General features: G+C 38.7%; 28 protein-coding genes and 1 other annotated feature. Of the genes, 23 read left to right on the top strand and 5 right to left on the bottom strand.

Features of this window, described 5'->3' with window-relative positions; genetic code table 11:
* Positions 1-270: 270 nt before the first annotated feature.
* The 6 genes from RCG25_RS22850 (at position 271) to RCG25_RS22825 (ending at position 4,039) form a co-directional block, all read left to right on the top strand.
* The gene (locus RCG25_RS22850; protein ID WP_308081116.1) at positions 271-942 is read left to right on the top strand and encodes a Type 1 glutamine amidotransferase-like domain-containing protein; all 672 of its coding nucleotides are present in this window, start codon (positions 271-273) and stop codon (positions 940-942) included.
* On the top strand, positions 935-1,570 hold the full coding sequence (locus RCG25_RS22845; RefSeq protein ID WP_308081115.1) for a hypothetical protein: 636 nt from the start codon (positions 935-937) through the stop codon (positions 1,568-1,570). Before RCG25_RS22850 ends, RCG25_RS22845 begins: the two co-directional genes overlap by 8 nt.
* Positions 1,571-1,588: 18 nt before the next feature.
* On the top strand, positions 1,589-2,425 hold the full coding sequence (locus RCG25_RS22840; protein ID WP_308081114.1) for a DUF4362 domain-containing protein: 837 nt from the start codon (positions 1,589-1,591) through the stop codon (positions 2,423-2,425).
* 23 nt (positions 2,426-2,448) lie between these two features.
* Positions 2,449-3,021 carry a nucleotidyltransferase family protein gene (locus tag RCG25_RS22835; RefSeq protein WP_308081113.1) on the top strand — a complete coding sequence of 191 codons (573 nt, stop codon included), beginning with the start codon at positions 2,449-2,451 and terminating at the stop codon, positions 3,019-3,021.
* 74 nt (positions 3,022-3,095) lie between these two features.
* A complete protein-coding gene (locus tag RCG25_RS22830) occupies positions 3,096-3,284 on the top strand; it encodes a hypothetical protein (RefSeq protein ID WP_308081112.1) in 189 nt (62 codons plus the stop codon).
* A gap of 56 nt (positions 3,285-3,340) precedes the next feature.
* A complete protein-coding gene (locus tag RCG25_RS22825) occupies positions 3,341-4,039 on the top strand; it encodes a hypothetical protein (protein WP_308081111.1) in 699 nt (232 codons plus the stop codon).
* A 477-nt stretch (positions 4,040-4,516) separates the two neighbouring features.
* Here RCG25_RS22825 and RCG25_RS22820 read toward each other — a convergent pair whose 3' ends face one another.
* On the bottom strand, positions 4,517-4,987 hold the full coding sequence (locus RCG25_RS22820) for a divergent PAP2 family protein (RefSeq protein ID WP_308081110.1): 471 nt from the start codon (positions 4,985-4,987) through the stop codon (positions 4,517-4,519).
* 171 nt (positions 4,988-5,158) lie between these two features.
* Between RCG25_RS22820 and RCG25_RS22815 the strand changes: the two genes are divergently transcribed.
* The 8 genes from RCG25_RS22815 (at position 5,159) to RCG25_RS22780 (ending at position 11,639) form a co-directional block, all read left to right on the top strand.
* Positions 5,159-6,817, top strand: a complete 1,659-nt coding sequence (locus tag RCG25_RS22815) for a glycerol-3-phosphate dehydrogenase/oxidase (protein WP_308081109.1) — start codon at positions 5,159-5,161, stop codon at positions 6,815-6,817.
* Positions 6,818-7,347: 530 nt separating this feature from the next.
* A complete protein-coding gene (locus tag RCG25_RS22810) occupies positions 7,348-8,343 on the top strand; it encodes a glutathione S-transferase family protein (RefSeq protein ID WP_308081108.1) in 996 nt (331 codons plus the stop codon).
* A 30-nt stretch (positions 8,344-8,373) separates the two neighbouring features.
* Positions 8,374-8,877 (top strand): GNAT family N-acetyltransferase, encoded by a 504-nt coding sequence (locus RCG25_RS22805; protein ID WP_308081106.1) that lies wholly within the window; start codon positions 8,374-8,376, stop codon positions 8,875-8,877.
* Between the two features lie 155 nt (positions 8,878-9,032).
* Positions 9,033-9,518, top strand: a complete 486-nt coding sequence (locus RCG25_RS22800) for an HIT family protein (protein WP_308081105.1) — start codon at positions 9,033-9,035, stop codon at positions 9,516-9,518.
* 112 nt (positions 9,519-9,630) lie between these two features.
* Positions 9,631-9,948: a DUF3221 domain-containing protein gene (locus RCG25_RS22795; protein WP_308081104.1), complete on the top strand. Its 318-nt coding sequence runs from the start codon at positions 9,631-9,633 to the stop codon at positions 9,946-9,948.
* 15 nt (positions 9,949-9,963) lie between these two features.
* Complete coding sequence (locus tag RCG25_RS22790; protein WP_308081103.1) at positions 9,964-10,503, top strand: HD domain-containing protein; 540 nt, start codon at positions 9,964-9,966, stop codon at positions 10,501-10,503.
* A 67-nt stretch (positions 10,504-10,570) separates the two neighbouring features.
* A complete protein-coding gene (locus RCG25_RS22785; RefSeq protein ID WP_308081101.1) occupies positions 10,571-11,065 on the top strand; it encodes a GNAT family N-acetyltransferase in 495 nt (164 codons plus the stop codon).
* Positions 11,066-11,120: 55 nt separating this feature from the next.
* On the top strand, positions 11,121-11,639 hold the full coding sequence (locus RCG25_RS22780) for a YfiT family bacillithiol transferase (protein ID WP_308081100.1): 519 nt from the start codon (positions 11,121-11,123) through the stop codon (positions 11,637-11,639).
* A 29-nt stretch (positions 11,640-11,668) separates the two neighbouring features.
* Here the strand turns inward: RCG25_RS22780 and gpmA are convergent, their stop codons facing one another.
* On the bottom strand, positions 11,669-12,436 hold the full coding sequence (gene gpmA / locus RCG25_RS22775; RefSeq protein ID WP_308081099.1) for a 2,3-diphosphoglycerate-dependent phosphoglycerate mutase: 768 nt from the start codon (positions 12,434-12,436) through the stop codon (positions 11,669-11,671).
* 137 nt (positions 12,437-12,573) lie between these two features.
* Here gpmA and RCG25_RS22770 point away from each other — a divergent pair, with 137 nt between their 5' ends.
* The 7 genes from RCG25_RS22770 (at position 12,574) to RCG25_RS22740 (ending at position 17,529) form a co-directional block, all read left to right on the top strand.
* Positions 12,574-13,086 carry a GNAT family N-acetyltransferase gene (locus RCG25_RS22770; protein ID WP_308081098.1) on the top strand — a complete coding sequence of 171 codons (513 nt, stop codon included), beginning with the start codon at positions 12,574-12,576 and terminating at the stop codon, positions 13,084-13,086.
* A gap of 14 nt (positions 13,087-13,100) precedes the next feature.
* On the top strand, positions 13,101-13,958 hold the full coding sequence (locus tag RCG25_RS22765; protein WP_308081097.1) for a phosphotransferase: 858 nt from the start codon (positions 13,101-13,103) through the stop codon (positions 13,956-13,958).
* Positions 13,959-14,031: 73 nt separating this feature from the next.
* Complete coding sequence (locus RCG25_RS22760) at positions 14,032-14,511, top strand: DinB family protein (RefSeq protein ID WP_308081096.1); 480 nt, start codon at positions 14,032-14,034, stop codon at positions 14,509-14,511.
* Between the two features lie 61 nt (positions 14,512-14,572).
* Positions 14,573-14,821, top strand: a binding site (T-box leader).
* Between the two features lie 55 nt (positions 14,822-14,876).
* On the top strand, positions 14,877-15,866 hold the full coding sequence (locus RCG25_RS22755) for a tryptophan--tRNA ligase (RefSeq protein WP_374121095.1): 990 nt from the start codon (positions 14,877-14,879) through the stop codon (positions 15,864-15,866).
* A 26-nt stretch (positions 15,867-15,892) separates the two neighbouring features.
* Positions 15,893-16,414, top strand: coding sequence for a GNAT family N-acetyltransferase (locus RCG25_RS22750; RefSeq protein WP_308081094.1), 522 nt, complete (start codon positions 15,893-15,895; stop codon positions 16,412-16,414).
* A 77-nt stretch (positions 16,415-16,491) separates the two neighbouring features.
* A complete protein-coding gene (locus RCG25_RS22745; RefSeq protein ID WP_308081093.1) occupies positions 16,492-16,905 on the top strand; it encodes a class I SAM-dependent methyltransferase in 414 nt (137 codons plus the stop codon).
* Positions 16,906-17,238: 333 nt separating this feature from the next.
* Positions 17,239-17,529 (top strand): transposase, encoded by a 291-nt coding sequence (locus RCG25_RS22740; protein ID WP_308081092.1) that lies wholly within the window; start codon positions 17,239-17,241, stop codon positions 17,527-17,529.
* A 3-nt stretch (positions 17,530-17,532) separates the two neighbouring features.
* Here the strand turns inward: RCG25_RS22740 and RCG25_RS22735 are convergent, their stop codons facing one another.
* From RCG25_RS22735 to RCG25_RS22725, 3 genes are all read right to left on the bottom strand, one after another.
* Entirely contained in the window at positions 17,533-18,333 is an 801-nt protein-coding gene (locus RCG25_RS22735) for a polysaccharide deacetylase family protein (protein ID WP_308081091.1), read from the bottom strand.
* Between the two features lie 79 nt (positions 18,334-18,412).
* Positions 18,413-18,964 carry a DUF4865 family protein gene (locus tag RCG25_RS22730; protein ID WP_308081090.1) on the bottom strand — a complete coding sequence of 184 codons (552 nt, stop codon included), beginning with the start codon at positions 18,962-18,964 and terminating at the stop codon, positions 18,413-18,415.
* 31 nt (positions 18,965-18,995) lie between these two features.
* Positions 18,996-19,391: a VOC family protein gene (locus RCG25_RS22725; RefSeq protein WP_308081088.1), complete on the bottom strand. Its 396-nt coding sequence runs from the start codon at positions 19,389-19,391 to the stop codon at positions 18,996-18,998.
* A gap of 187 nt (positions 19,392-19,578) precedes the next feature.
* Between RCG25_RS22725 and RCG25_RS22720 the strand changes: the two genes are divergently transcribed.
* Both RCG25_RS22720 and RCG25_RS22715 read left to right on the top strand, forming a co-directional pair.
* The gene (locus RCG25_RS22720; RefSeq protein WP_308081087.1) at positions 19,579-20,859 is read left to right on the top strand and encodes an MFS transporter; all 1,281 of its coding nucleotides are present in this window, start codon (positions 19,579-19,581) and stop codon (positions 20,857-20,859) included.
* Positions 20,846-21,829 (top strand): threonine ammonia-lyase, encoded by a 984-nt coding sequence (locus RCG25_RS22715; RefSeq protein WP_308081086.1) that lies wholly within the window; start codon positions 20,846-20,848, stop codon positions 21,827-21,829. The genes RCG25_RS22720 and RCG25_RS22715 overlap by 14 nt, the downstream gene beginning before the upstream one ends.
* Positions 21,830-22,158 lie beyond the last annotated feature (329 nt).

Raw genomic sequence — 22,158 nt, 5'->3', positions numbered from 1 at the left:
AGGACAAAAGGCAAGGAGGAGAGATAGGATTTGTCCTTCATAGATTGGATGAAGGACAAAAAGCAAGAGGCAGTGCTAGGTTTTGTCCTTCATAGCTTGGATGAAGGACAAAAAGCAAGAGGCAGTGCTAGGTTTTGTCCTTCATAGCTTGGATGAAGGACAAAAAGCAAGAGGCAGTGCTAGGTTTTGTCCTTCACTTAGGCAGGGATTCGCCTTGCATATGTCGAACTTCAGATAAAATTGGATAGATTTAGAAAAGGGGTACAAAGAATGCGTAATCTCGTGCTTTTGAGCAATATTTCAGATGATATGAATCTACATTTAGAGGAAAGAATTAAAGGGTCGATAGGCGAAGGCCAGTTTAAACTAGCATACATTCCCTCCCAATCGGACCCACAAAGAAGATACTTCAATTATATTAAAGAATATTTCCAGTCCTTAGGTGTTAGCGACTTTTTATATTTTGACGCTGATCAAGAATATGATGAGACAATTATAGAAGAATTGAAAGCCTGTGATGGCGTCTTCTTTTCAGGGGGAAACACCTTCTATTTTTTGAAAAATCTCCAGGAAAGAAATCTAATCCCGACAATCCAAGCCATGGTGGAAAAAGGCAAACTACTTATCGGCCTTAGTGCCGGAAGCATCATGATGTCTAAAACCATTAAGATTGCAGACTACATAGACGAAAATATTGTTGATTTGCAGACTGTAGATGCGTTGGACCTTATAGACTTTGAGTTTATGCCACATTGGGATGTACAGCAGCCTCGTCTAGAGGAACTATTAGAGTATTCTTTCATCAACCAAAACACGATTTACACCTGTTACGACGGAGATGGCATTGTTATCCAAGGGGATTCTATCGAATTTTTTGGAAAGGTAAATGAAATCCGTAATGGTAAATTGATAGAAATGAATTGGAGTGGGGAAAATGAGTAATTGGGAAAAGGCATTATCACCAATCTGTGAGATCATTTTTCAAAAAGAAAGATCACTAGAGTGGATCTTGGTTGGCTCAGCTGGTTCTGTGCTTCAAGGCTGTGAAATGACTCCTGGTGACATTGATATCTATGTAAAAGACCAAGAGAGTGTAGGTCAATTTGCCGATATGTTACAATCATATTCCCTCCCGTCAAAAGTTGGAGATAAACATGATGAAAATTGGCTTTCATCCGTTGAAGAACCAACATTTACCCACACCTTTCCGTCCGGTTTTACCTGGACAAAAGGCCGGTGGAAAATAGAAGGCGTGGACGTTGAAGTCGTGAATATCTCCAATTCAGCAGGCATTCCCGATTCGCAAACAGGGGATGGCATTTGGGAAGGCGGAAAATACATTTGGGACTTATATAAAAATGTATCATATGGACCATACACTATCCGCACCGTCCCATTGGAAATACAGTTAGAATCCAATTATAGAAGACAAAGGAAAGAAAGAATTGATGCCATCATAAAGGCGATGCAAACCTATGGTTATAATGAAGAACTATTGAAGAAAGCTCTTTCTAGCAAAAATCTTCTAGAGTTTTACACAGTGATGGGTGTTGAGAGTCCTATTTCGTGAAAAGAGGTGTGAAAGGCTATGAGTAAAAAAGCTTTATGGCTGGGTTTAATCACGATCGTGTTTGTTCTTTTATCGGCTTGTCAAAGAGAAGAGCAAACTACTTCTAAACCTCATAAACCAACTGCTAATGAAGTGGTAGAAGTCCATGGAAGACTTGAAAATATTAAAAGATTAGACCTTTATGTTAAAAATATGAACAGTGGGAAGAAGGATAAAGTTCGACTCATCCGTTATACAATAGAAGGTGATCCAATTTATTATGATTTAGCGTATGACGGCTCCAAATTCACGATTAAAAGAGATACTACAGAAGACAAGTACGGAGGCGGAGAAGTAATTACTTACAGCTGCAAAAGTATTCAAACGCTAGAATCTAATACTAGCACGAAATATATGGTGGAAGAATGTCCTGACTTTGGAGAGGAATTACTGACCATTTCACATGATGTCGACCAAGAGGACCAGTTTGATTTTGAGTTAAAATATGGTGTTGATTTGAAAAATAAAATAAACACAAAAGACCAAGAGTTGATCAAGGATTTGCAAAATGGGGAAACAGTTGGTGTTAGTGATTTCCAGTTTTCAAAGGATGAATTGAACCAAATCTATAAACTCATGATTTTTTCAAACTATCTTGAGGATAAAAAGCTATCGACTAAATGCAATAAGAAGCCATTTGTCGTTTATGAGCTAAATGTTTGGATTAATGATGCTAAAAGAAATTTTGCCTGGTCAGAATGTGATAAAAGTAAGGATGGGCTACAAATGTCGGCACTAGTTTCTGATATTCTAGCCATCTTAAAAAACAACCCTGTCTACCAATCGCTCCCAGAGGTAAAAGGAGCCTATGAATAATCAAAAGGTGGTTCAACTGGAAAATGATAGATGAGCAAGGAGTTATTTCGATTATACAAAATGATCCATGGATGATTGAGATACTAAAATCAGTAAAATCACTGAACTTACCTGATTGGTGGATTTGTGCGGGCTTTGTTCGTTCGAAAATATGGGATCACCTTCACTATTTTAGTGAAAGGACACCTATTCCAGATATTGATGTTATTTATTTCGACCCAACGTCAATTGATGAGTTAGAGGAAAAGAAGCTTGAAAGAAAACTGGAATCTCTTATGCCAGACATTCCATGGTCGGTGAAAAATGAAGCAAGAATGCATATTCGAAATAATATGCCACCTTATACCTCCTCAGAGGATGCAATATTGAAATTCCCAGAAACCGCGACAGCTTTAGGAGTTAAAGTAGATGAATTTAACAATGTCATTTTGACTGCTCCTTGGGGGATAAGCGATGTAATCCAATTCGAGGTTAGGCCAACTCCATTTTTTACAGAAACTGAAGAGCGGATGAAATTGTATGAAGAACGTGTTGCAAAAAAGAATTGGAAGGATACTTGGAACAAGATAATAGTTTATAGTATTTGTGCCTTGTAATATATTTACGAAGACTTCTTGCCTCTATTTTAAAAAGAAGGTAAGCTGTAGAAAAACAGAAAAGAGTGATTTATATGCCATTTGATACATCAACTTTAGGGTTACCATATTACAGTCTGGATGCGGCAGCAGTCGATAAAAGTCCAAGTGAGATGGTTATTACAGATAATAACGGAGAAACCTATTACATAGTAACCAGAGATGTATATGAGGACGGTCCGCAACAAGAGGGGTACCAAATTGTCGTAAACGAAGGAGAGTAAGAATGCTCTCCTTTTATTAATGCTTCATAACTAAACTTTGTACAGGAGTCATTGAAATGAAAAAGCTAATAGCCTTCATTCTACGAGTTCTAGGATTTATTGGTATCATCGTATTATCTATAGGGATTTTTGTTTTCCTCGCATTCATTCAAGAGGCATTATATGTACCGAAAGAATATATCATCTGGATGTTCCGATCACCTTATTCACGGTTGGTCTTTATCTTTGAGGTCTATCTTTTTGTGGGGTATTTTTATCTTTTTAATAAAGAATTTAGAGACGCATGGCGATATGGTGAATTTTTTAAAAAGTATAAAAAGATCATTCTGACTGCTGTCGCAGCAGTTACTATTGTAATGCTATATACAGTTATAACCCCCGTCACTGTAGTTAAGGCTGATAAGATTATCAATTATTCTTTTTTCTCTCCTCAAGGAAAGGAATATAGCTACAATGATATTGTGAAAATCCAAACTGGAGTGTATGGGAAGGGTCGGTCTTCTCTGTTCGGACACTCAAAGGGCGACTTCTTTTACATTATTGAACTAAATGACGGGACACGGATTGATTTAGCCGAGGTAGGTGGAACTAAGAAGGATGAAGATGAGCGGTTTGTCATAGAAAGGCTCGATAGGAAATTTGTAGATATGGATATTCCGAAAGAAGCCAGTATGAAAAACTTTGAGTTCACAAAAAAGAGCTTAGCTAAAATTTATACCGATAAGATTCGGAAGATTTTAGAAAATACGAAATAGGTAACGTAGAAAGGATCTACGTGCCCGGAACGGGTAGAAAAACCTAAACGGGTAACGTAGAAAGGATCTACGTGCCCGAAACCGGTAGAAAAAACCTAAACGGGTAACGTAGAAAGGATCTACGTGCCCGAAACCAGTAGAAAAACCTGAAACGGGTAACGTAGAAGGGATCTACGTGCCCGAAACCAGTAGAAAAACCTGAAACGGGTAACGTAGAAAGGATCTACGTGCCCGGAACCAGTAGAAAAACCTAAACGGGTAACGTAGAAAGGATCTACGTGCCCGGAACCGGTAGAAAAACCTAAACAGGTAACGTAGAAAGGATCTACGTGCCCGGAACGGGTTGAGCAAAGCGAAAAACGGTCGCGTAGAACTATTACGCGACCAAATACCACATTATCTTCAAACTCCCTTGAAAGCTAACATAACTCAGGCTGGTACTCTTATCTTCATAATACCAAAACCCGATACAAATAACTAAAACGGATAAACCAAATAAGTTAAATACCCCACAATAATCCCAGTAATAGCACCGAAAAACACTTCCGCCGGCTGGTGGCCGAGCAATTCCTTTAGCTTATCGCGGGACTCTGTTTTCTTTAGACTTGGATTCTTTAAGGTCTCGATGAGAAGATTGAAATCAGCTAATAATGTATTTAACACTTCTGCGTGGTAGCCAGCATGTCTTCTAACACCCATCGCATCGTGCATCACAATAAGAGAGACGATTACAGCTATGGCGAACTCATTTGACTGCACCCCAGAGGTGATTCCAATCGCTGTAGTCAAAGAAATAATGGTTGCTGTATGGGAGCTTGGCATTCCACCTGTACTAAACATCAGGCTCCATTTTAGTTCTCTTGAGGTTAAAAAGTGTATCGGGATTTTTACAAATTGAGCAATTAACATTCCTAAAAGGGCAGCGCAAATGGGAAAGGATAAGAACATGTGGATCCTCCTAAATTTTGGCTTCGATTATGCTTATTATTATCTTATCAGAAAAAGAATTCAAAGTAATATCTTGGAGACTTTGGCCGTAGGAATGAATAGATTTAATATGGGGTAATTCATAAATAGGTCTCCCACTGGGAGATTTTTTCCTAAATAGGAGGGTATCCATTGAAATTCTCAAGTCAAAATAGAAATACAATATTGAAGGAAATGGCTTTGGAAGAGCTTGATGTCCTCGTCATTGGTGGCGGAATTACAGGCAGTGGGATTGCGTTGGATTCTGTCACAAGGGGCTTGACTACCGCTTTGGTGGAAATGCAGGATTTTGCTGCCGGCACATCCAGCCGTTCTACTAAACTCGTCCATGGCGGCTTGCGCTATTTAAAGCAATTTGAGGTAAAAATGGTTGCGGAAGTAGGGAAGGAACGCGCCATTGTGTACGAGAATGGCCCGCACGTGACCACGCCAGAGTGGATGCTTTTACCGATTCACAAAGGCGGAACGTTTGGCAGATTTAGTACCTCAATTGGTCTTCGAGTCTATGATTTTTTAGCAGGTGTAAAAAAGGCAGAATGGCGATCGATGCTGTCAATTGAACAAACTATTGAGAAAGAACCGCTTATCAAACGAGATGCTTTAAAAGGCGGAGGGCTTTACGTAGAGTACCGTACTGATGATGCCCGTTTGACGATTGAAGTGTTGAAGGAAGCGGTGGCTAGAGGTGTGAAGGCAGTTAACTACACAAAAGCAAACGAGCTGCTTTACCGGGACGGAAAAGCAGTAGGTGTGAGAGTGATTAATCAGGTAAATGGCGATGCGTATGATATTTTTGCGAAGAAAATCATTAACGCCACCGGGCCTTGGGTAGATACACTTCGCACAAAGGACCATTCCATGTCCGGGAAAAAACTGAGGCTGACAAAAGGGGTTCATTTAGTCATTGATCAGTCCAAGTTTCCTCTGAAACAGGCAGTCTATTTTGATACGTCTGATGGCAGAATGGTGTTTGCCATTCCTAGGGATGGAAAAACGTATGTAGGTACGACAGATACCTTTTTCGATAAGGAACTGACCCATCCAAAAATGACATCGGAAGATCGGACCTATCTGATTGAGACCATTCATTACATGTTTCCAACCGTTCATATTAAAGAAGAGGATATTGAATCCAGCTGGGCTGGGGTAAGGCCGTTAATTTACGAGGAAGGCAAAGATCCTTCGGAAATTTCCCGTAAGGATGAAATCTGGATATCTGATTCAGGTTTGATCACGATTGCAGGTGGGAAACTGACCGGTTACCGAAAAATGGCGGAAACAGTGGTTGATTTGTTGGTGAATCAGTTGGAGGAGGAAAAGGGGCTCTCGCTTAAAGCATGCCAAACAAAGCATATGCCTATTTCCGGCGGTCATTTTGGAGGATCAAGTAAGTTTCATGCCTTTATTGAAAAAAATTTAGAGGACGCAATTGCGGTAGGGTTTACGAAGGAACAGTACTTACAGCTGGTCCTTCGATATGGCTCCAATATTCATCGATTTTTTGAAATTGCCAAGGATTACGATTCCAATAACAAATTCGGTTTACCATTGGATATATTTGTGCAGCTAAGATACAGCATGGAAGAAGAGATGGCGGTAACCCCTGTGGATTTTTTCATCCGCCGAACTGGGGCATTATATTTTAATATTCAGTGGGTAAAGCAGTGGAAACAAGCGGTAATGGACATGATGGCGGAGTATCTCGAATGGACAGGAGAAGAAAAAGCAAATTATCAGAATAAGTTAGAAATCCAGTTGAACGATGCGGTGAATCCGATAGGAACTATATAAATGTGCCGTTTTTTTAAAATAAAATGGGAGTTCGGGTAGATGGCCCTATTAAGGGTAAAATAATTCATTCTCAGTGTGATTTACAAAAGGTCTATGAGCGAATTTTGGGTCTATATGAGCGAATTTCAAAATTTTATGAGCGAATCTAACTAGCTAATGAGCGGATTTCAAATTATATAAGCGAATACAAAAGAATAGTGATCTAAAAGAACGCTACAAAAAAACGGCAGCCAAAAAAGGGTGCCGTTCACTCCATTTATTTCAAAGGAATCCAAATCTCAGAGTCCCCACATATCGCCGTCAAAATATACCTCTAACTCTGGTGTACCTGCATGCCCATATTAACTGGACAGAAACCATATTTCTGCTTTCATATAGCAGGTTTTATCTATACTTATATTCCTTTTTAAATTCCTTCCATGTCTATATAAAAAAAGCCCATTTTCGTTACATGTTACTTCTTCCATTTCCAACCATACAACAGTTAAAATGAGGATAACTCATATACTTAAAATGAAGGGGTGAATAAAATGTCACTTAACGAAAGGAACGAGAATCAGGAGATATCGTCAGATGGCGCATTTAAACGCCAGAAGAATAGGTTTACGACGTCATTTGGAAAGAAGGATGGCGAACTTCCAGTTGAGGCAGGAAGGTACCGGCTGTTATGGTCTGCCGTTTGTCCTTGGGCACATCGGTCAGTAATTGTCCGAAGAATACTTGGATTAGAAGAAGCTATTAGTCTAGGGACGGCAAGCCCAATGCGGCCTAAGCTCCCCCATGTGGACTGGGAATTCTCATTAGATCCAGACGGGGTGGACCCTGTATTAGGTGTGCGCTATATGAGTGAATTGTACCTTAAGACAGCTCCTGACTACCAAGGACGTCCCACAGTTCCAGTCATGGTCGATATTAAGGAACAGAAGGTAGTTAATAATGATTATTTTAAACTAACAAACTATCTAGAAACGGTTTGGGAGCCGTTTCATAAGGAAAATGCCCCTGATTTATACCCAGAGCATTTACGGGATGAAATTGATTCATTGAATGATGTAATCTTTCATGAGGTAAACAACGGGGTATATAAGTGTGGTTTTGCTCAGTCACAAGAAACTTATGAAGAGGCCTATGACAAATTGTTTCATAGATTAGATGAATTGGAACAGCAACTTTCTGAAAAGCGGTTCTTATTTGGAGATTATATTACGGATGCTGATGTACGGCTATATGCCACGTTAGTCCGATTTGATGTAGCTTATTATTCTGCATTTAAAACTAATCGGAATCGGATTGTTGATTTTCCTAATTTATGGGGATATTTAAGAGATCTCTATCAAACCCCTGGGTTTGGTGATACAACCGATTTTGATGCCATTAAAAGGCATTATCATTTATCTCACCATATTGCCAGTAATGATCAGAAAGGGCAAAATATCCTTCCGAAGGGTCCGGATCTTTCGGGTCTCCACTCGGGGCATGGTCGAGAGTTATTAAATAATAAAATGGAAAAATTTCTCATTTACTGAAGGCTAAACAAGATGGAAGCAGGTGGAACAATGAAGATCCGGGATGCGAAACAGGATGAAGGTGGATTCATCCGAGAACAAAGAGTTAACTCTTATAAAGAACATGCTGAGCATATTCCCGAAGGGCACTGGGAAGCACTTAAGCAATCGATATCTTCAGAAGCTGATATGAGCCCAGGAGTTGAAAGAATCGTAGCTGAATTAGATGGGGAAATCTTAGGTAGTGTGGCTCTGTTCCCAGCTAAAACGGATGCATACAACGGGTATATAGATGCTCTAGACTATCCTGAAATTCGTATGCTCGCTGTTACACCGGAAGCAAGAGGAAAAGGTGTGGCAACCGTGTTAATTTCAGAATGCATTCGTAGGACTAAGGAGAAAGGATATGCATCTATTGGGTTACATACCGGAGAATTTATGGATAGTGCTCAGAGACTATATGAAAGACTTGGTTTTGAGCGTTTACCACAATTCGACTTTGAACCTGCAGGCGACGGAATTATTGTGAAGGCTTATCGGCTTACATTCAAATAATTTCAAAGACCCTTTTAAAGACCCCAGTTAACAGATCCTCTTTAAGATATTTTAGGTAAAATTTATATTATTTTACAGAAAATCTCTTTTATTGTATGATGTCTATCGGACTACCGAATGTACTATGCAACGGGGTAAGTGAAAGGGGATTGTCTATGAGAAAAATAACTTTATCTAACGGAAACACAGTAGAGGTGGAATGCTTGAGCTGTGCCTTAACGAGCGGAATGATTGAGCCTGATGGGGGAGTCGTTGTGGAAACGGAACATTTCCATGCACATCAGGATGTCGCTTACCCGATCAAAGGCCTAATTATACTAGCGTCTAAGCGGCATATCAAATGTTTTGATGAATTAACGGAAGAAGAAAAGCTTGATTACATAAACCTCCTTACAAAAATTAGAAAAGCACAGCGAGAAGTGTTAGGCATCGAATATGTTTACTATTTTTATAATGAGGATACTACCCACCATTTCCACACATGGATGGTCCCCCGCTATGAATGGATGTATGAGTTTGGTCGCTCCGTAGAATCGGTTCGCCCCGTCCTGCTTCATGCTAGAAATAACATGAATGATGAAGAAAATGTAAAAAGTGTAATGGAAACTATTAAACTGCTAACCGTAGAGTTGAATAAATAGATGCAAACTGAGGCCGCTAATCGTATAGATTCGCGGCCTGGTTTTTGGAGAAAACAGGAGATTTTTGGTCTAAAGCAGAATACTAGTAATGATAAATAGGGGGAGTTCCAGTGTGAAAAAATTACTATTGCTGTCATTGCTGCTAGTAAGTGTGTTTTTTACATTATTAGGTTGTAATGGGGACCACGCGGTGAAAGGAAAGGTCGATCTAAAGGGTGTCATTACAGAAGTGGATTATGATAATAAGAGGATTTTAATGGCAGACAAAAAAGTGGGACTCGTCTGGGTCACATTGCATGAAAATGGAGATATTTCTAAATATGAGAAAGGACAAGAGATCGTCGTTTGGATTAAGGGCGGAACCAAAGAATCCTCGCCAGCTCAAGCAGATGCACGAAATATTGAGTTTACAGCACCAAAAAATGAATAGAGAGAAGGAAAACGTGTGGATGTTATTGAAATAGCACTAAAAACGGCTGCAAAGGCACATGAAAAACAGTATAGGAAAGGCACCGACATTCCTTATATCACTCATCCAGTAGCAGTAGGAATGATTCTAATGAAGGCGGGCTATAGTGAAGAGTTGGTTGCAGCAGGAATCTTACATGATACCGTTGAGGACACCGAGCTTTCCTTACAAGATATCGAACCATTATTTGGCAGGAATATTGCTCAAATGGTAGAGGGATGTTCAGAGCCTGATAAATCTCTTTCTTGGGAGGAACGAAAGAAGCATACGATTGAGTACCTAGGGGCCGCTCCCGAAGAAATACGTGTCGTTGCCTGTGCGGATAAATTGCATAATATCAGATCAATTGCCAGCGATCTAGAACAATTCGGTGAACAGGTTTGGGGGAGATTTAAACGGGGGAAAGAGCAGCAAGAGTGGTACTATACCCGTGTAATAGAAAGCCTTGGCCTACAGTCTAATTTTCAATTGCTTGATGAATTAAAAATCGAGGTAGAACGGCTTTTTAAGAGATAGTAAAGAAACCTAATTAGCCTAATCTCGTCTAGTCTATTATATGAACTCCATATAGAGGTGAACCGAAATGAAAATTGAAGAACTAACGTTAATTGAAGAACATCTTGATGAGCTTTCAGAGCTTTTAATAAAAGTAGTAGATGATGGAGCCTCAATAGGCTTTCTGCCACCAATGAGGAAACAAGATGCAGCAATCTATTGGAAAACCGTCCTTAGCCCGGATGTAATTTTGTTTGTAGCTAAATTAAACAATCATATTGTTGGAAGTATTCAGTTACACCTATCGACGAAACAGAATGGAAGCCATAGGGCAGAAATTGCGAAATTAATGACACACCCTGAATACCGTCGTAACGGTATCGGTCGTTTACTGATGCAAAAGGCCGAAGAAACTGCAAAACAAATGGAGCGATCATTAATTGTTCTCGATACAAGAGAAGGGGATCCTTCGAATAAACTCTATAGTTCGTTAGGATATATTCAAGCGGGGCGAATTCCGAACTATGCGAAATCAGCTAATGGTGAATTAGCTGCAACGATCTTTTACTATAAAAATTGTTAATCAAGAAATAGGCGGAATTACAGAGTAAGAATTCAGAGATGGGGAGGAAGAGTTGATGGAAGCAAACTTTCCAATTGGAAAATTTCGGTTTGAAGGTCAGATAACGAAGAGCATCATAGAAAATTGGATTAATGATATTGAAAAGTTACCAGAGATACTGCGCGATGCAGTAATTGATTTAAACGTTGGTCAGCTAGATACACCTTATCGATTGGGAGGCTGGACTGTCCGTCAAGTAGTCCATCATGTGGCGGACAGTCATCTGAATGCATATGGACGCTTTAAATTAGCTCTCACAGAGGACCAACCGATTATCAAACCTTATGACCAAGAGAGATGGGCAGAGCTTCCTGATTCTGAATTGCCGGTTACTATTTCATTATCGTTGCTCGATGCTCTGCATAAACGCTGGGTGACCCTCCTTCGAACCTTAACCCCTAGTGATTTTGAAAAAACATTCATTCATCCAGAATCAGGAGAAGTGTCTGTGGGGAAAAATATTGGCATTTACGCTTGGCATGGGCAACATCATCTTGCACATATTACTTCGTTACGGAGTAGAAAAGGCTGGTAAGTATTAGACTGGGTGGCTATTGTTTAAAATTAGCCAATCCAATCGTGGGTTTCAGGATTATTCAAATCCATATGACGTGGAATTGTACCTTCGGGGACCTCGCCATATTGGTCAAGATAGTAGTGTCTGATTGGATGCAAATCGTCGTCTAACTCATAGATAAGAGGAATGCTATTTGGAATATTGAGACTCACGACCCCATCGTTGGGAATGTTGTCGAGATATTTTACTAGGGCCCTTAATGTATTTCCATGTGCAGAAATAATGACTCGTTGATTGTTTTGCAAATTTGGAACAATGTTACTATGCCAATACACTAAGGTTCGTTCTTCTGTATCTAGAAGACTTTCTGTGAGAGGAATATTTTCTGGATTAATTTGCGCAAATTTAGGATCTTTTTGATCTAAAGCATGACCCTCAGGTGTTATGAGTGGAGGCCGGATGCTGGCTGAACGTCTCCATTCATTGACTTGTGTTTCCCCATAATGCGCGATAACTTCATCTTTATTCATCCCCTGTAAAGCGCCATAATGTCTTTCGTTTAATCTCCAGGATTTATACACAGGAATCCACATGAGATCCATCTCATGAAGTAGAATCCATAACGTTCTAATGGCTCTTTTTAAAACGGAAGTATGAGCTACGTCAAAGATAAATCCATGTTTCTTTAAAATAGCTCCAGCTTCTCTCGCCTCGCTGTAGCCATTATCAGTAAGGTCAACGTCTGTCCAGCCAGTAAAGCGGTTTTCTAGATTATAAAGACTTTGCCCATGTCTTATAAAAACGATTTGTTTCAATGCTTTCACCTCTAAGTCAAACTAGCTTCCTGTAGTTTGTCCATTTCTAACATAATTTGTGCAGGAATGTTGAATACCATTAGGGAATTTATATGTTTTAGGTTTATTTTTCGAGGAGATCATAGCGAGGTGCTTTTATGAACATAAGAAAAGCTGTTATGTCCGATGCAAAGGGAATAGCGAAAGTGCATGTGGATTCATGGCGGACTACGTATGCAAATATTATTGCTGAGGACTTTTTAAAGCAGTTGTCCTATGAAAGTCGTGAGCAATTGTGGATTAGCGCCATTCCAAACGGAGGAGTTTATGTGGCGGAAAACGATGAAGGTACAATCGTTGGTTTTTCATCTGGAGGAAATGAAAGATCAGGAGAATACCCTGGTTTTTCGGGTGAATTATATGCGATTTATATTTTAAAAGAGTATCAGGGCAGAGGGTTGGGTAAAGCGTTAGTAAAACCAATTATCAAAGAACTTCAAGACCAACAGATTAATTCCATGCTTGTATGTGTGCTCGAAGATAATAACTCCCGGCTTTTCTATGAGGCTCTAGGGGGCAAAAGGATAGATTCCATCAAGATAGAAATGGGTGGCGAGGAGTTTAATGAACTTATTTATGGGTGGGAACAGATTGGTAGTCTACATTCCTGATGAAAGGAGCAGTCATGGATATTGAAGGTATCATTGGAGATTTAATTAGTAAAAATATCATTCCCACAAATATTTTTAATTGTGAACCGCTAAAGGGCGGGACGGTTAGCCAACTGTACTTGATTAGTAACAGTAATGGAGAAAGAATTGTAGTTAAAGGTAATGAACCCCGAATTCTTCAAGCAGAGGCCAGCTTTCTAGATTTCTATAAAAAAGAAAATCTGTTGCCTAAACTTTTGTATGTTGAAGATTCCTATCAATACATCGTCTATGAATTTATATCAGGTTTTACCAATTACAATATAAATAATAAAAAGAAGCTACTTATATCACTCGTAAAACTACTGTTGAATCATTATAAGCGGGTTCCTAATCCGATTGGTTGGGGATGGGCAGATGAACCAACTGAATCATGGCAGATGTTTCTTTTTGAGAGAGTAAAGGAAGCCACGAATATAGTAGGTTCATATTTAGAAAAAGAGGACATAAATCTGGTGGTTAAATTAGTAAATAGTCCAAACAGAAAGAGTGTAACAAGTTCTCCTTTCTTATTGCATGGTGATTTAGGTGTACATAATTTTGTGTGGGATGGAGAACAATTGACGGGTGTTATTGACCCAGCTCCTGTATATGGTGAGCCTCTCTATGATTTAATTTATGCCTACTGTTCCTCACCGGAAGACTTAACCGCTGAGGTTATTGAATCAGCAGTGAGTCATTTAAGTAATAAAGAGAAGATATCCACTCATATTTTATATGAAGAGGTCCTTATAGGCTTATACCTCAGGATAGCTTCATGTGTAAAACATCATCCACAAGATATAGATGGCTATTTAAATGCATGGAACTATTGGAAAAATTTAATAGAATAACAACTTTCCAGCAGTATTCTATTAGGTTCGAGTTTTTTTCTTTTTGATTAGGATTTTTAGAAAGGGGTTAAAAATGCAAACACTATTCCGATACAATTGGCAGGTTAGAGAAGAGTGGTTTTCTTGGTGTGAAGAGGTTCCGTTGGAGGAATTGCTTCGAGTGCGTACTGGAGGAATAGGGGGCATCTTGCACACTCTTTTTCACATTGTTGATGTGGAGTGGAGCTGGATTCGCTTATTACAGGGACAGCCAGATTTCCAGGAAAGCTTTGAAGAGTATCAAAGCCTAGAACAGGTCCGCAAACTGGATGCATTATTTCGGGCCGAAGTGGAGAAATTTGTACTCTCGTGGGATGAGAGTATGGAGGATTTGATTTTATATGATCCCCAACCGGATGGAAGTATTGCCATCGACACCTGGGGAGAGGTTATGCGTCATATTATAGCCCATGAAATCCACCATGTTGGACAATTATCGATTTGGGCGAGAGAAATTGGGAAAAAACCTGTTTCGGCAAACCTCATTGGACGAGGACTTGCGCAAAAGGATTAAGGATAAACTTGTTACTATTGCTTGACCTTTCAATATCCATATTTTACTATTAATTTAATATACAAAAGCGTGGATGAAGAAGAGTAGACCTTATAAACGTTTCAGAGAGCTGATGGTTGGTGGAAATCAGTACAGGACTATGGTTGAATGGGCTTCGGAGCTTCTAGATTGAATGAGCAGTAGGTCTAGCGGAGGGTCTTACCGTTAAAATTGACTAAGTATCGAAACGACTTTACTGTTTCTGTACGGATTAAGTGCGTTTACATATGTAAACGAATAAAGGTGGCACCACGGGTTACTCGTCCTTTTTTGGATGGGTAGCCCTTTTTGTGTTTTCAAAAATGGGAGGAAATATCGTGAAAAAAATGATTGTAACTGGAATTAAACCGACAGGACAAATACATTTAGGAAATTATATTGGCGCGATTAAGCCAGCTCTAGAACTGGCAAAGATATCTGGCTACCAATCTGCTTACTTTGTGGCAGATTTCCATGGATTAACCAAAATCCATCATGCTGAAGAATTTAGACAACTATCCTATGGAATTGCAGCCACATGGTTAGCATTAGGAATTGATCCTGATCAAGTCATTTTTTACAGGCAATCCGATGTCCCTGAGATTTTTGAGTTAAACTGGATCTTATCTTGTTTTGCATCAAAAGGATTACTGAACCGCGCTCATGCGTATAAAGCGATGGTTGAAACAAATAAGGAATTCAATAGAGATGTAGATTTTGGCGTGAACATGGGAATTTTCACGTATCCAATCCTAATGGCAGCAGACATTTTGTTGTTTAAAGCCAATACAGTACCGGTAGGAAAAGACCAAACACAACATGTAGAAATCGCAAGGGACATTGCGGAGAGTTTTAACCATGTCTATGGTGATACATTTTTACTCCCTGATTATAAAGTTCAAGAAGGAACAGCTGTATTACCAGGTTTAGATGGCAGGAAGATGAGTAAAAGTTATAACAATACGATTCCCCTATTTGAAGAGCCTAAGAAATTACAAAAACTTATTAATCGGATTAAAACCGATTCCTTACCACCAGAAGCACCAAAAGATCCTAAAACCTCTATTTTATTTACCTTATATAAAGAATTTGCTTCTCCAATTGAAGTAGAACGGATGCACGAGCAATATTTACGTGGAATTGGGTGGGGGGAAGCGAAAAAAGAGTTGTTCCATGTGATGAACCGGTATTTAGAAGAACCCCGTGAGAAGTACAATGAATTAATGGCGTCTCCCGAAAAGTTAGATAAGATTTTACTAAAAGGAGCAGAAAAAGCAAGAGCATTGAGTATTCCATTTTTAAAAGAAGTGAAACGTAAGATTGGGTTTAATGTATAGCATCAGCGGACAAAGGGTGTAGGAACATGATAAAGAATGACGAATTACTTATTAGAGTGATGACTCATGACGACCTTGGTATGATGGTTTCATGGTTAAATGATCCGATGGTAGTAGAATTTTATGAGGAGCGCCTGTTAAACCAAGATGAAGTTTTAAAAAAATATGTGCCTAGAATTGAAGGAAAACATTATGTTAGTCCTTGTATTATAGAATACAACAACAGATCAATAGGATATATCCAATACTACGAAGTTCAAGAAGCAGAATTGAAGACATACGGGTACCCTTTAAATCAACATATCTTTGGAATAGATCAATTTATTGCTGAGACGGAGTTATGGGGGAAAGGGCTGGGTACTTCAATGATTTTATTGATGTTAAGATATCTTAGTAAAACTAAAGGTGTCTCTAGGGTTGTGCTAGAGGTTAAGTCTAATAATAGTCGAGCAATCTCTTGCTATGAGAAGTGTGGTTTTAGAAAAATAAAAGAGCTTAATGATGGACTAGACTTAATGGAGTGGATAAAGGAGAAATTATGGGGTTAATTTATCGAGTGAAGGAATTTATTGATAGTTAGTATAGCAAGCCTCGAGGGCTAATTGGATCCTATTTCGGTGAAAAAATGGTGCGGCAGCATAAACCTGAGACTCTATGTACACTTGAATTATTAAAAGTTGCCCAGAGGGAATGCGTATTAGAACTAGGCTGTGGTGCAGGTTATGCAATGAAATTGATTCTCGAACAAACATTAGCTGCCCAAGTAGTGGGATTGGATCTTTCATCCACGGTCATTCGGTCTGCTACCATTAGAAACAAAAAAGCTATAAATGAAGAAAGAGCTAAATTGGTTCAAGCTAATGTAAAGAAACTACCTTTTCCAAATGAACACTTTGACAAGGTGTTTAGCATACATACTATTTACTTTTGGGACGAGATCGCTGAGACGATATCAAAAATATACCGTGTATTAAAACCAGGAAGATTTTTGTTCTTACCCTATGTGATGGCAAAGATGGTGAGGTATGGGATGGGGTAAAAAATATGATTGAAGACCAATTAATTCCTAGTGCAAACAAAAGGATTTCAAGAGGTAACTTTAATAGAGGGGCCAAATTCTAGCGTACAGTTGCAGTTATAGGGCATAAGAAATTCTAAAATGAAGTAAAATAGGTAGTTGTTTTTATTGTCTACAAATATTTAGTCCCACTGAAATTAATGATTGGCTTGATAATGAATACACAGCGATGTGTCCGTATTGTAATAGGAGGGAACTCTGGATTTCCTATTACCAAACATTTTTTACAAGGAATGCACAAAGCTTGGTATTAACCTCCCTACAATGGCAAAAATGGTAGGGAGGTGATTTTAAATGAAATTCATATTAATTTTGGGAAGTGTGCTGACACCCTTATTCTTGGCTTTTCTGCAAAAAGTCCAGCCTAAATTACGTTTACTATTTAATATAGTTGCCATCGTATCTTCCCTTGTTTTCGGTAATATTTCTTCTATTGCTATTTACGAAATCATAAAGGATAACACGGTATTCATGACTAATATCCATAGCATATTTCTTAATCCACTTTTCCTACTAACTGGAGCCTATTTAGGTACCTATATTATTTACCGAATCTTACTCTTGACATTGGAGGAAATTGAATAACAATTAATTCACTAAATCAATATGAGATGATTTTCCTCTTTTTGTAGGATAAATTTCAAAGGATTCAGGTATGATCTGTGTCGAGTGGTAAAGCAATTCAGATACCGTTACACATTTATATCCATTCTTAGCTAAAAAGTCCAAAATAGTATTTAATGCAGGAACTGTTTGACATGATTTAGTGAATTCACTCCCGTGCCAGTCGTGAAATATAATGATATTCCCTGGTTTTACTCCCCTTATTACATAGCTGCAAATTTGACTTACAGGAGGATTTGCCCAGTCACGAGTATCTTGATTCCACGACCACAGCACGACTTCTTTTCCTTTTTTTATAGCTGTATTGATAATTAAGTCATTATAATGACCTCCAACAGGACGGTAGAGTGATGGTTTAACACCAGTGACCTTCTGAATAATTTGATCAGTCATGTCTAATTCTGATGATAGTTTTTCGGATGAAATATTTCCATAGATATGATGATAAGTATGATTTGCAATTTCGTGGCCTTCTTTAACTTCTCTTTTTAAAAGTTCAGGAAATCTGATCACTTTATTACCAGCTACAAAGAAGGTAGCTTTAGCGTCATATTTAGCTAAGATATCAAGTATTTTTGGGGTGAATATAGGATGTGGTCCATCATCAAATGTAATCGCGACTAATTTTTCCTTTGTGTTTACATCCCATATAACATGCCCTGTTTTTTCATATTCCTCACGACTTTTAGTGGATGCAGATACATTTAGTTGCTCAGTAAATAAAGCAATTATTAAAAGGAAGGTAAATAAAAAAGTTTTTTTCAATAGAAAAACACCCCTAAACTATACAATCAATTAGATATAGTTTACCGAGTGTTTCATAAAAATATTTAATGTGAAAAAATTAAGTGAGTTTTTCTTGTGAGATATGAAGGATCGTATAAATGACCCCACTCATTTCTTTTAAGTTGCCTAAATCGTTGGTAAAGTAAAACACATCATACTGCCATTTTTCAGGATTGTAAATCAAAATATATTCTGTATCATCAATTGTCGGAATTTGTTCTGCTATTTTATCCTTTAAGTTATTTAGCCTTTCTTGTGGCTGGATTTCTCGTGTGATTTGGAAAAGATATTTAGTCTCGTTGATTTTAGAAGTTGTGGTATCAATAAGTGGAATTCCGACATTTATGCGTTGCCATCCAAATGAATTTAATATGTTGTCATAAAATCCATTAAATAAAAACTTATTTAGACCGTTGTGCCCTTTCCAAAGATATAGAGGGCAATAACTATTTTGTAGATTATTATTGATTCCTTTTTCAGTGACTAAATATAATTTGAATTTTAGATCATCAAATCTGTCTGTTTTATGACCGTTATTTCTTACTCTCTCTTTGATAATATTCATATCATAATCACTTGGTAACGTAATCTTGTATTGTGTGGCAATCATTTCATTTCATCCCCCTTATGAAAAATTAATGTTATTTGTTGGTACCGCCAAAAGCAAGACAATAGTTATCAGGGTCAACGATGGCGAATTCTTTCCACGGTCCTGCTTGAGGGTCAACCCAGGGCTCAATAACCACTTTAGCTCCTTTTGTTTTAAACTCCTCATATAGTTCATCTAAGGCTGACCAATCCTCTATATAACAATAAATATCGGCTACGGGTAGTTGGTCTCCCTTTGCCGGCCTGTTAGGGTGGACATCTTCAGGCCCATTTGCTTGAAGTAATTTTAGCCCTAATCCTGTAAAACCATCGCGTATAGCCCACCAATCTGTGACCTCACAGCCTATGACATCTGCGTAAAATTTCTTAGATTTTTCCAAATCTGAAACTAGTAATACCTTTAACGAACTATGTATTAGTTTTTTCATAGGTTCCCTTCTTTCATTGGTCTGTTTTTTCTTCTATTATACATAAATGCTAAAATATACCTTGATATTAAGGTGTCATTCTAGATAAATCTAATAACTTTTAGTTATGAACCTATTACTTTCATGTATTACCAATCCATCTCTTTCTCCAATATGCTTAAATAAAATAATGTTGGGGGAGTGTTGAGTGAAGAATAATTATTCTTTGTTTAAAAATAAATCCTTTCTTTTCTTTTTCTTTGCTGCTTTGTTTGGGGTGTTGGGGGAAGGGATCTATGGATTAACCGCTATCGTTATGGTACTTGAAAAGACGGAATCGATTGTTGAGATTGGAAAACTGCTTGTACTGACTTTATTGCCTTCTGTAGTCCTTGCACCAATTCTAGGCGTGTTCATCGACCGTTTTAATAAAATTAAACTGGCACTCCTATGTAATTTTTTGCGGTTTGCTGCCATTGCCATTATCCCGGCTAGCGTTGCTTTCGGGTTTTTTTATGTCACTATTTTCTATGTTTCCATTCTTTTAAGCTATATGATCTGGTTCGTTATAGAACCTCTCAAAGAAAGTATCTTGAAGGAAATCCTGAGTCCAGAAGAATACAAACAAGGAATTTCCCTTGTACAGGGAGCTTGGCAGTTGGGGCTGTTGGCATCTGCTATCATTGCTGGGATGTTAATGGATAGACTAGGCACGACCGAAGCAATATTTGCAGCTAGTTTAGTTTATATTTTGGCAGGATTTTTATTTTTTGGGATCAACATCAAGGTGAATAAAGAGGCAAGGAAACATAAGGGGAAATCTACCCTCAAGCAATATAGAGGAGAACTGGTACAGGGCTGGATCTATTTTTTTCAAAACAAAACAGTCCTATATTTTGCCTTGGCCACCAGCATGGTGTTGCCATTCTTCTATTCTATTAATACACTGATTGCTCCTTTTAATTATCAAACCCTCAAAGGTGATGGAATTTCACTGGGAATCATTGATGGTGGAGCCGGAATTGGTAGTCTTATATCTGCAATTCTATGTACTCTTTGGGTAAGAAATCATGCCATTTTACGGGTGGTCCTAGTAGCTATTTCCTTATCAGCTTTATCAACCGTTCTATTTAGTTTAACAACCAGTGTGCCCTTTGCCTTCATCATGTATCTGATAATGGGAATGTTCATTGGGATGGTAAAGGTACTCACAAGACTATTGCTGTTTGAACAGGTTGAAGAGAAGTTGATCGGCAGGGTGATGACATCTGTTTCGTTTGTTAGTTTAACTGTATCGATTATGATGTCACTTTTGATTGCCTTTATTGGTGAAGTGGGCCTTACTTACGGCTATCTTGCTATCAGTATGGGGTTGATCATTCCCTTTGTTCTTACTTGGAAAGGGTCTAAATCCAGGAGTTTAACAAACTTTTTTGTAAAAAAGGAGAAATGTTCTGACAAGGAGGAGGGGGTTTATGATGCGAACTAATCTCAATTTACAGGATATCAAAGAGGCTCGCGAACGCATTCACCCCTACATCCGTCATACCCCATTGGAATACAATTGGGAATTAAGCAGGCTATTTGCTACGAACATTTTTTTGAAGTTAGAAAATCGGCAGGTAACTGGAAGCTTTAAGGCTCGTGGATCTTTTAATAAGCTATTAACCTTAAATCAAGAGCAACGTGAACGGGGAGTGATTGCTCCTTCTGCCGGAAATCATGGGATTGGTTTGGCCTATGCGGCTCATCAACTAAACATTCACGCACTAGTGTATTTACCAAAGGACGCAGATTCTAGTAAAGTAAAGGCATTGGAACAATTTGGTGCCTTAATTACATTTTTTGATACGATTGAAGAGGCGAGGCTGGCAGCATTAGAGGCTTCGGAGAACAAGGACTATACTTTTCTTTCTGCTTATAATAATTCATCCATGATAGCAGCCGGGGGGACAATTGGATTAGAAATTTTAGAAGATCTAACTGATGTAGATATCGTAATCAGTTGTTTAGGTGGCGGAGGACTAACAGCTGGTTTGTGTTTGGCACTAAAAGCAATTAATCCGAGAATAGAGGTTTGGGGAGTCCAAACAGAAAATAGTCCGACATTTGCGATTTGGAATGAAGCGGGCAAGGCTATTTCGGTGGATTTAGAGCCGTCGATCGCAGAAGGGCTGAGTGGACCAATTGAGCCAGAGACAATCACGTTTCCAATTATTCATAGACATATTGATCGTATTCTAACAGTCTCTGAGAAAGAACTCATTGCTGCCATGAAATTGATGCTCAACTCCCAGTACATGGTTGAACCCTCTGGAGCAGCAGGAGTCGCGTGTTTACCACAAGTAGGAAGTGAATTAAAGGGCCGAAAGGTGGCAATCATCATCACCGGACGGAATATATCTTGGTCGAGGTTTAGGTCGTTGGTAAGTGAGACGGAACCTGTTATTGATTTTTGATAAAAGGATACTAAAAAAAGTCTATTAGCCATAAAAGGTTATGGGACGGAGAAGAAGGTCGCATAGGAGCAGTCTACGAGCCCAAACTGAATACGAGAAGGAGAAGAAGGTCGCATAGGAGCAGTCTACGAGCCCAAACTGAATACGAGAAGGAGAAGAAGGTCGCGTAGAAGGAGTCTACGAGCCCAAACAGGCAGAAAGAAAGAGAAGAAGGTCGCGTAGAAGGAGTCTACGAGCCCAAACAGGCAGAAAGAAAGAGAAGAAGGTCGCGTAGAAGGAGTCTACGAGCCCAAACAGGTAGAAAGAAAGAGAAGAAGATCGCATAGAAG

Origin of the sequence: Neobacillus sp. PS2-9, from assembly GCF_030915525.1 — a bacterium.
Classification (GTDB): Bacteria; Bacillota; Bacilli; order Bacillales; family Cytobacillaceae; genus Neobacillus.
Note: the sequence above shows the minus strand (reverse complement) of the source record. Positions and strands in the feature narration are given on the sequence as shown.

Coding starts and splice junctions, on each gene's coding strand:
- RCG25_RS22820 (WP_308081110.1), bottom strand. CDS start 4,987: ATGTTCTTATCCTTTCCCATTTGCGCTGCCCTTTTAGGAATGTTAATT.
- RCG25_RS22800 (WP_308081105.1), top strand. CDS start 9,033: ATGAGAAAAATAACTTTATCTAACGGAAACACAGTAGAGGTGGAATGC.
- RCG25_RS22765 (WP_308081097.1), top strand. CDS start 13,101: ATGGATATTGAAGGTATCATTGGAGATTTAATTAGTAAAAATATCATT.
- RCG25_RS22715 (WP_308081086.1), top strand. CDS start 20,846: ATGATGCGAACTAATCTCAATTTACAGGATATCAAAGAGGCTCGCGAA.
- RCG25_RS22845 (WP_308081115.1), top strand. CDS start 935: ATGAGTAATTGGGAAAAGGCATTATCACCAATCTGTGAGATCATTTTT.
- RCG25_RS22780 (WP_308081100.1), top strand. CDS start 11,121: ATGGAAGCAAACTTTCCAATTGGAAAATTTCGGTTTGAAGGTCAGATA.
- RCG25_RS22760 (WP_308081096.1), top strand. CDS start 14,032: ATGCAAACACTATTCCGATACAATTGGCAGGTTAGAGAAGAGTGGTTT.
- RCG25_RS22850 (WP_308081116.1), top strand. CDS start 271: ATGCGTAATCTCGTGCTTTTGAGCAATATTTCAGATGATATGAATCTA.
- RCG25_RS22840 (WP_308081114.1), top strand. CDS start 1,589: ATGAGTAAAAAAGCTTTATGGCTGGGTTTAATCACGATCGTGTTTGTT.
- RCG25_RS22825 (WP_308081111.1), top strand. CDS start 3,341: ATGAAAAAGCTAATAGCCTTCATTCTACGAGTTCTAGGATTTATTGGT.
- RCG25_RS22805 (WP_308081106.1), top strand. CDS start 8,374: ATGAAGATCCGGGATGCGAAACAGGATGAAGGTGGATTCATCCGAGAA.
- RCG25_RS22755 (WP_374121095.1), top strand. CDS start 14,877: ATGATTGTAACTGGAATTAAACCGACAGGACAAATACATTTAGGAAAT.
- RCG25_RS22740 (WP_308081092.1), top strand. CDS start 17,239: ATGAAATTCATATTAATTTTGGGAAGTGTGCTGACACCCTTATTCTTG.
- RCG25_RS22810 (WP_308081108.1), top strand. CDS start 7,348: ATGTCACTTAACGAAAGGAACGAGAATCAGGAGATATCGTCAGATGGC.
- RCG25_RS22730 (WP_308081090.1), bottom strand. CDS start 18,964: ATGATTGCCACACAATACAAGATTACGTTACCAAGTGATTATGATATG.
- RCG25_RS22835 (WP_308081113.1), top strand. CDS start 2,449: ATGATAGATGAGCAAGGAGTTATTTCGATTATACAAAATGATCCATGG.
- RCG25_RS22830 (WP_308081112.1), top strand. CDS start 3,096: ATGCCATTTGATACATCAACTTTAGGGTTACCATATTACAGTCTGGAT.
- RCG25_RS22750 (WP_308081094.1), top strand. CDS start 15,893: ATGATAAAGAATGACGAATTACTTATTAGAGTGATGACTCATGACGAC.
- RCG25_RS22725 (WP_308081088.1), bottom strand. CDS start 19,391: ATGAAAAAACTAATACATAGTTCGTTAAAGGTATTACTAGTTTCAGAT.
- RCG25_RS22770 (WP_308081098.1), top strand. CDS start 12,574: ATGAACATAAGAAAAGCTGTTATGTCCGATGCAAAGGGAATAGCGAAA.
- RCG25_RS22745 (WP_308081093.1), top strand. CDS start 16,492: ATGGTGCGGCAGCATAAACCTGAGACTCTATGTACACTTGAATTATTA.
- RCG25_RS22785 (WP_308081101.1), top strand. CDS start 10,571: ATGAAAATTGAAGAACTAACGTTAATTGAAGAACATCTTGATGAGCTT.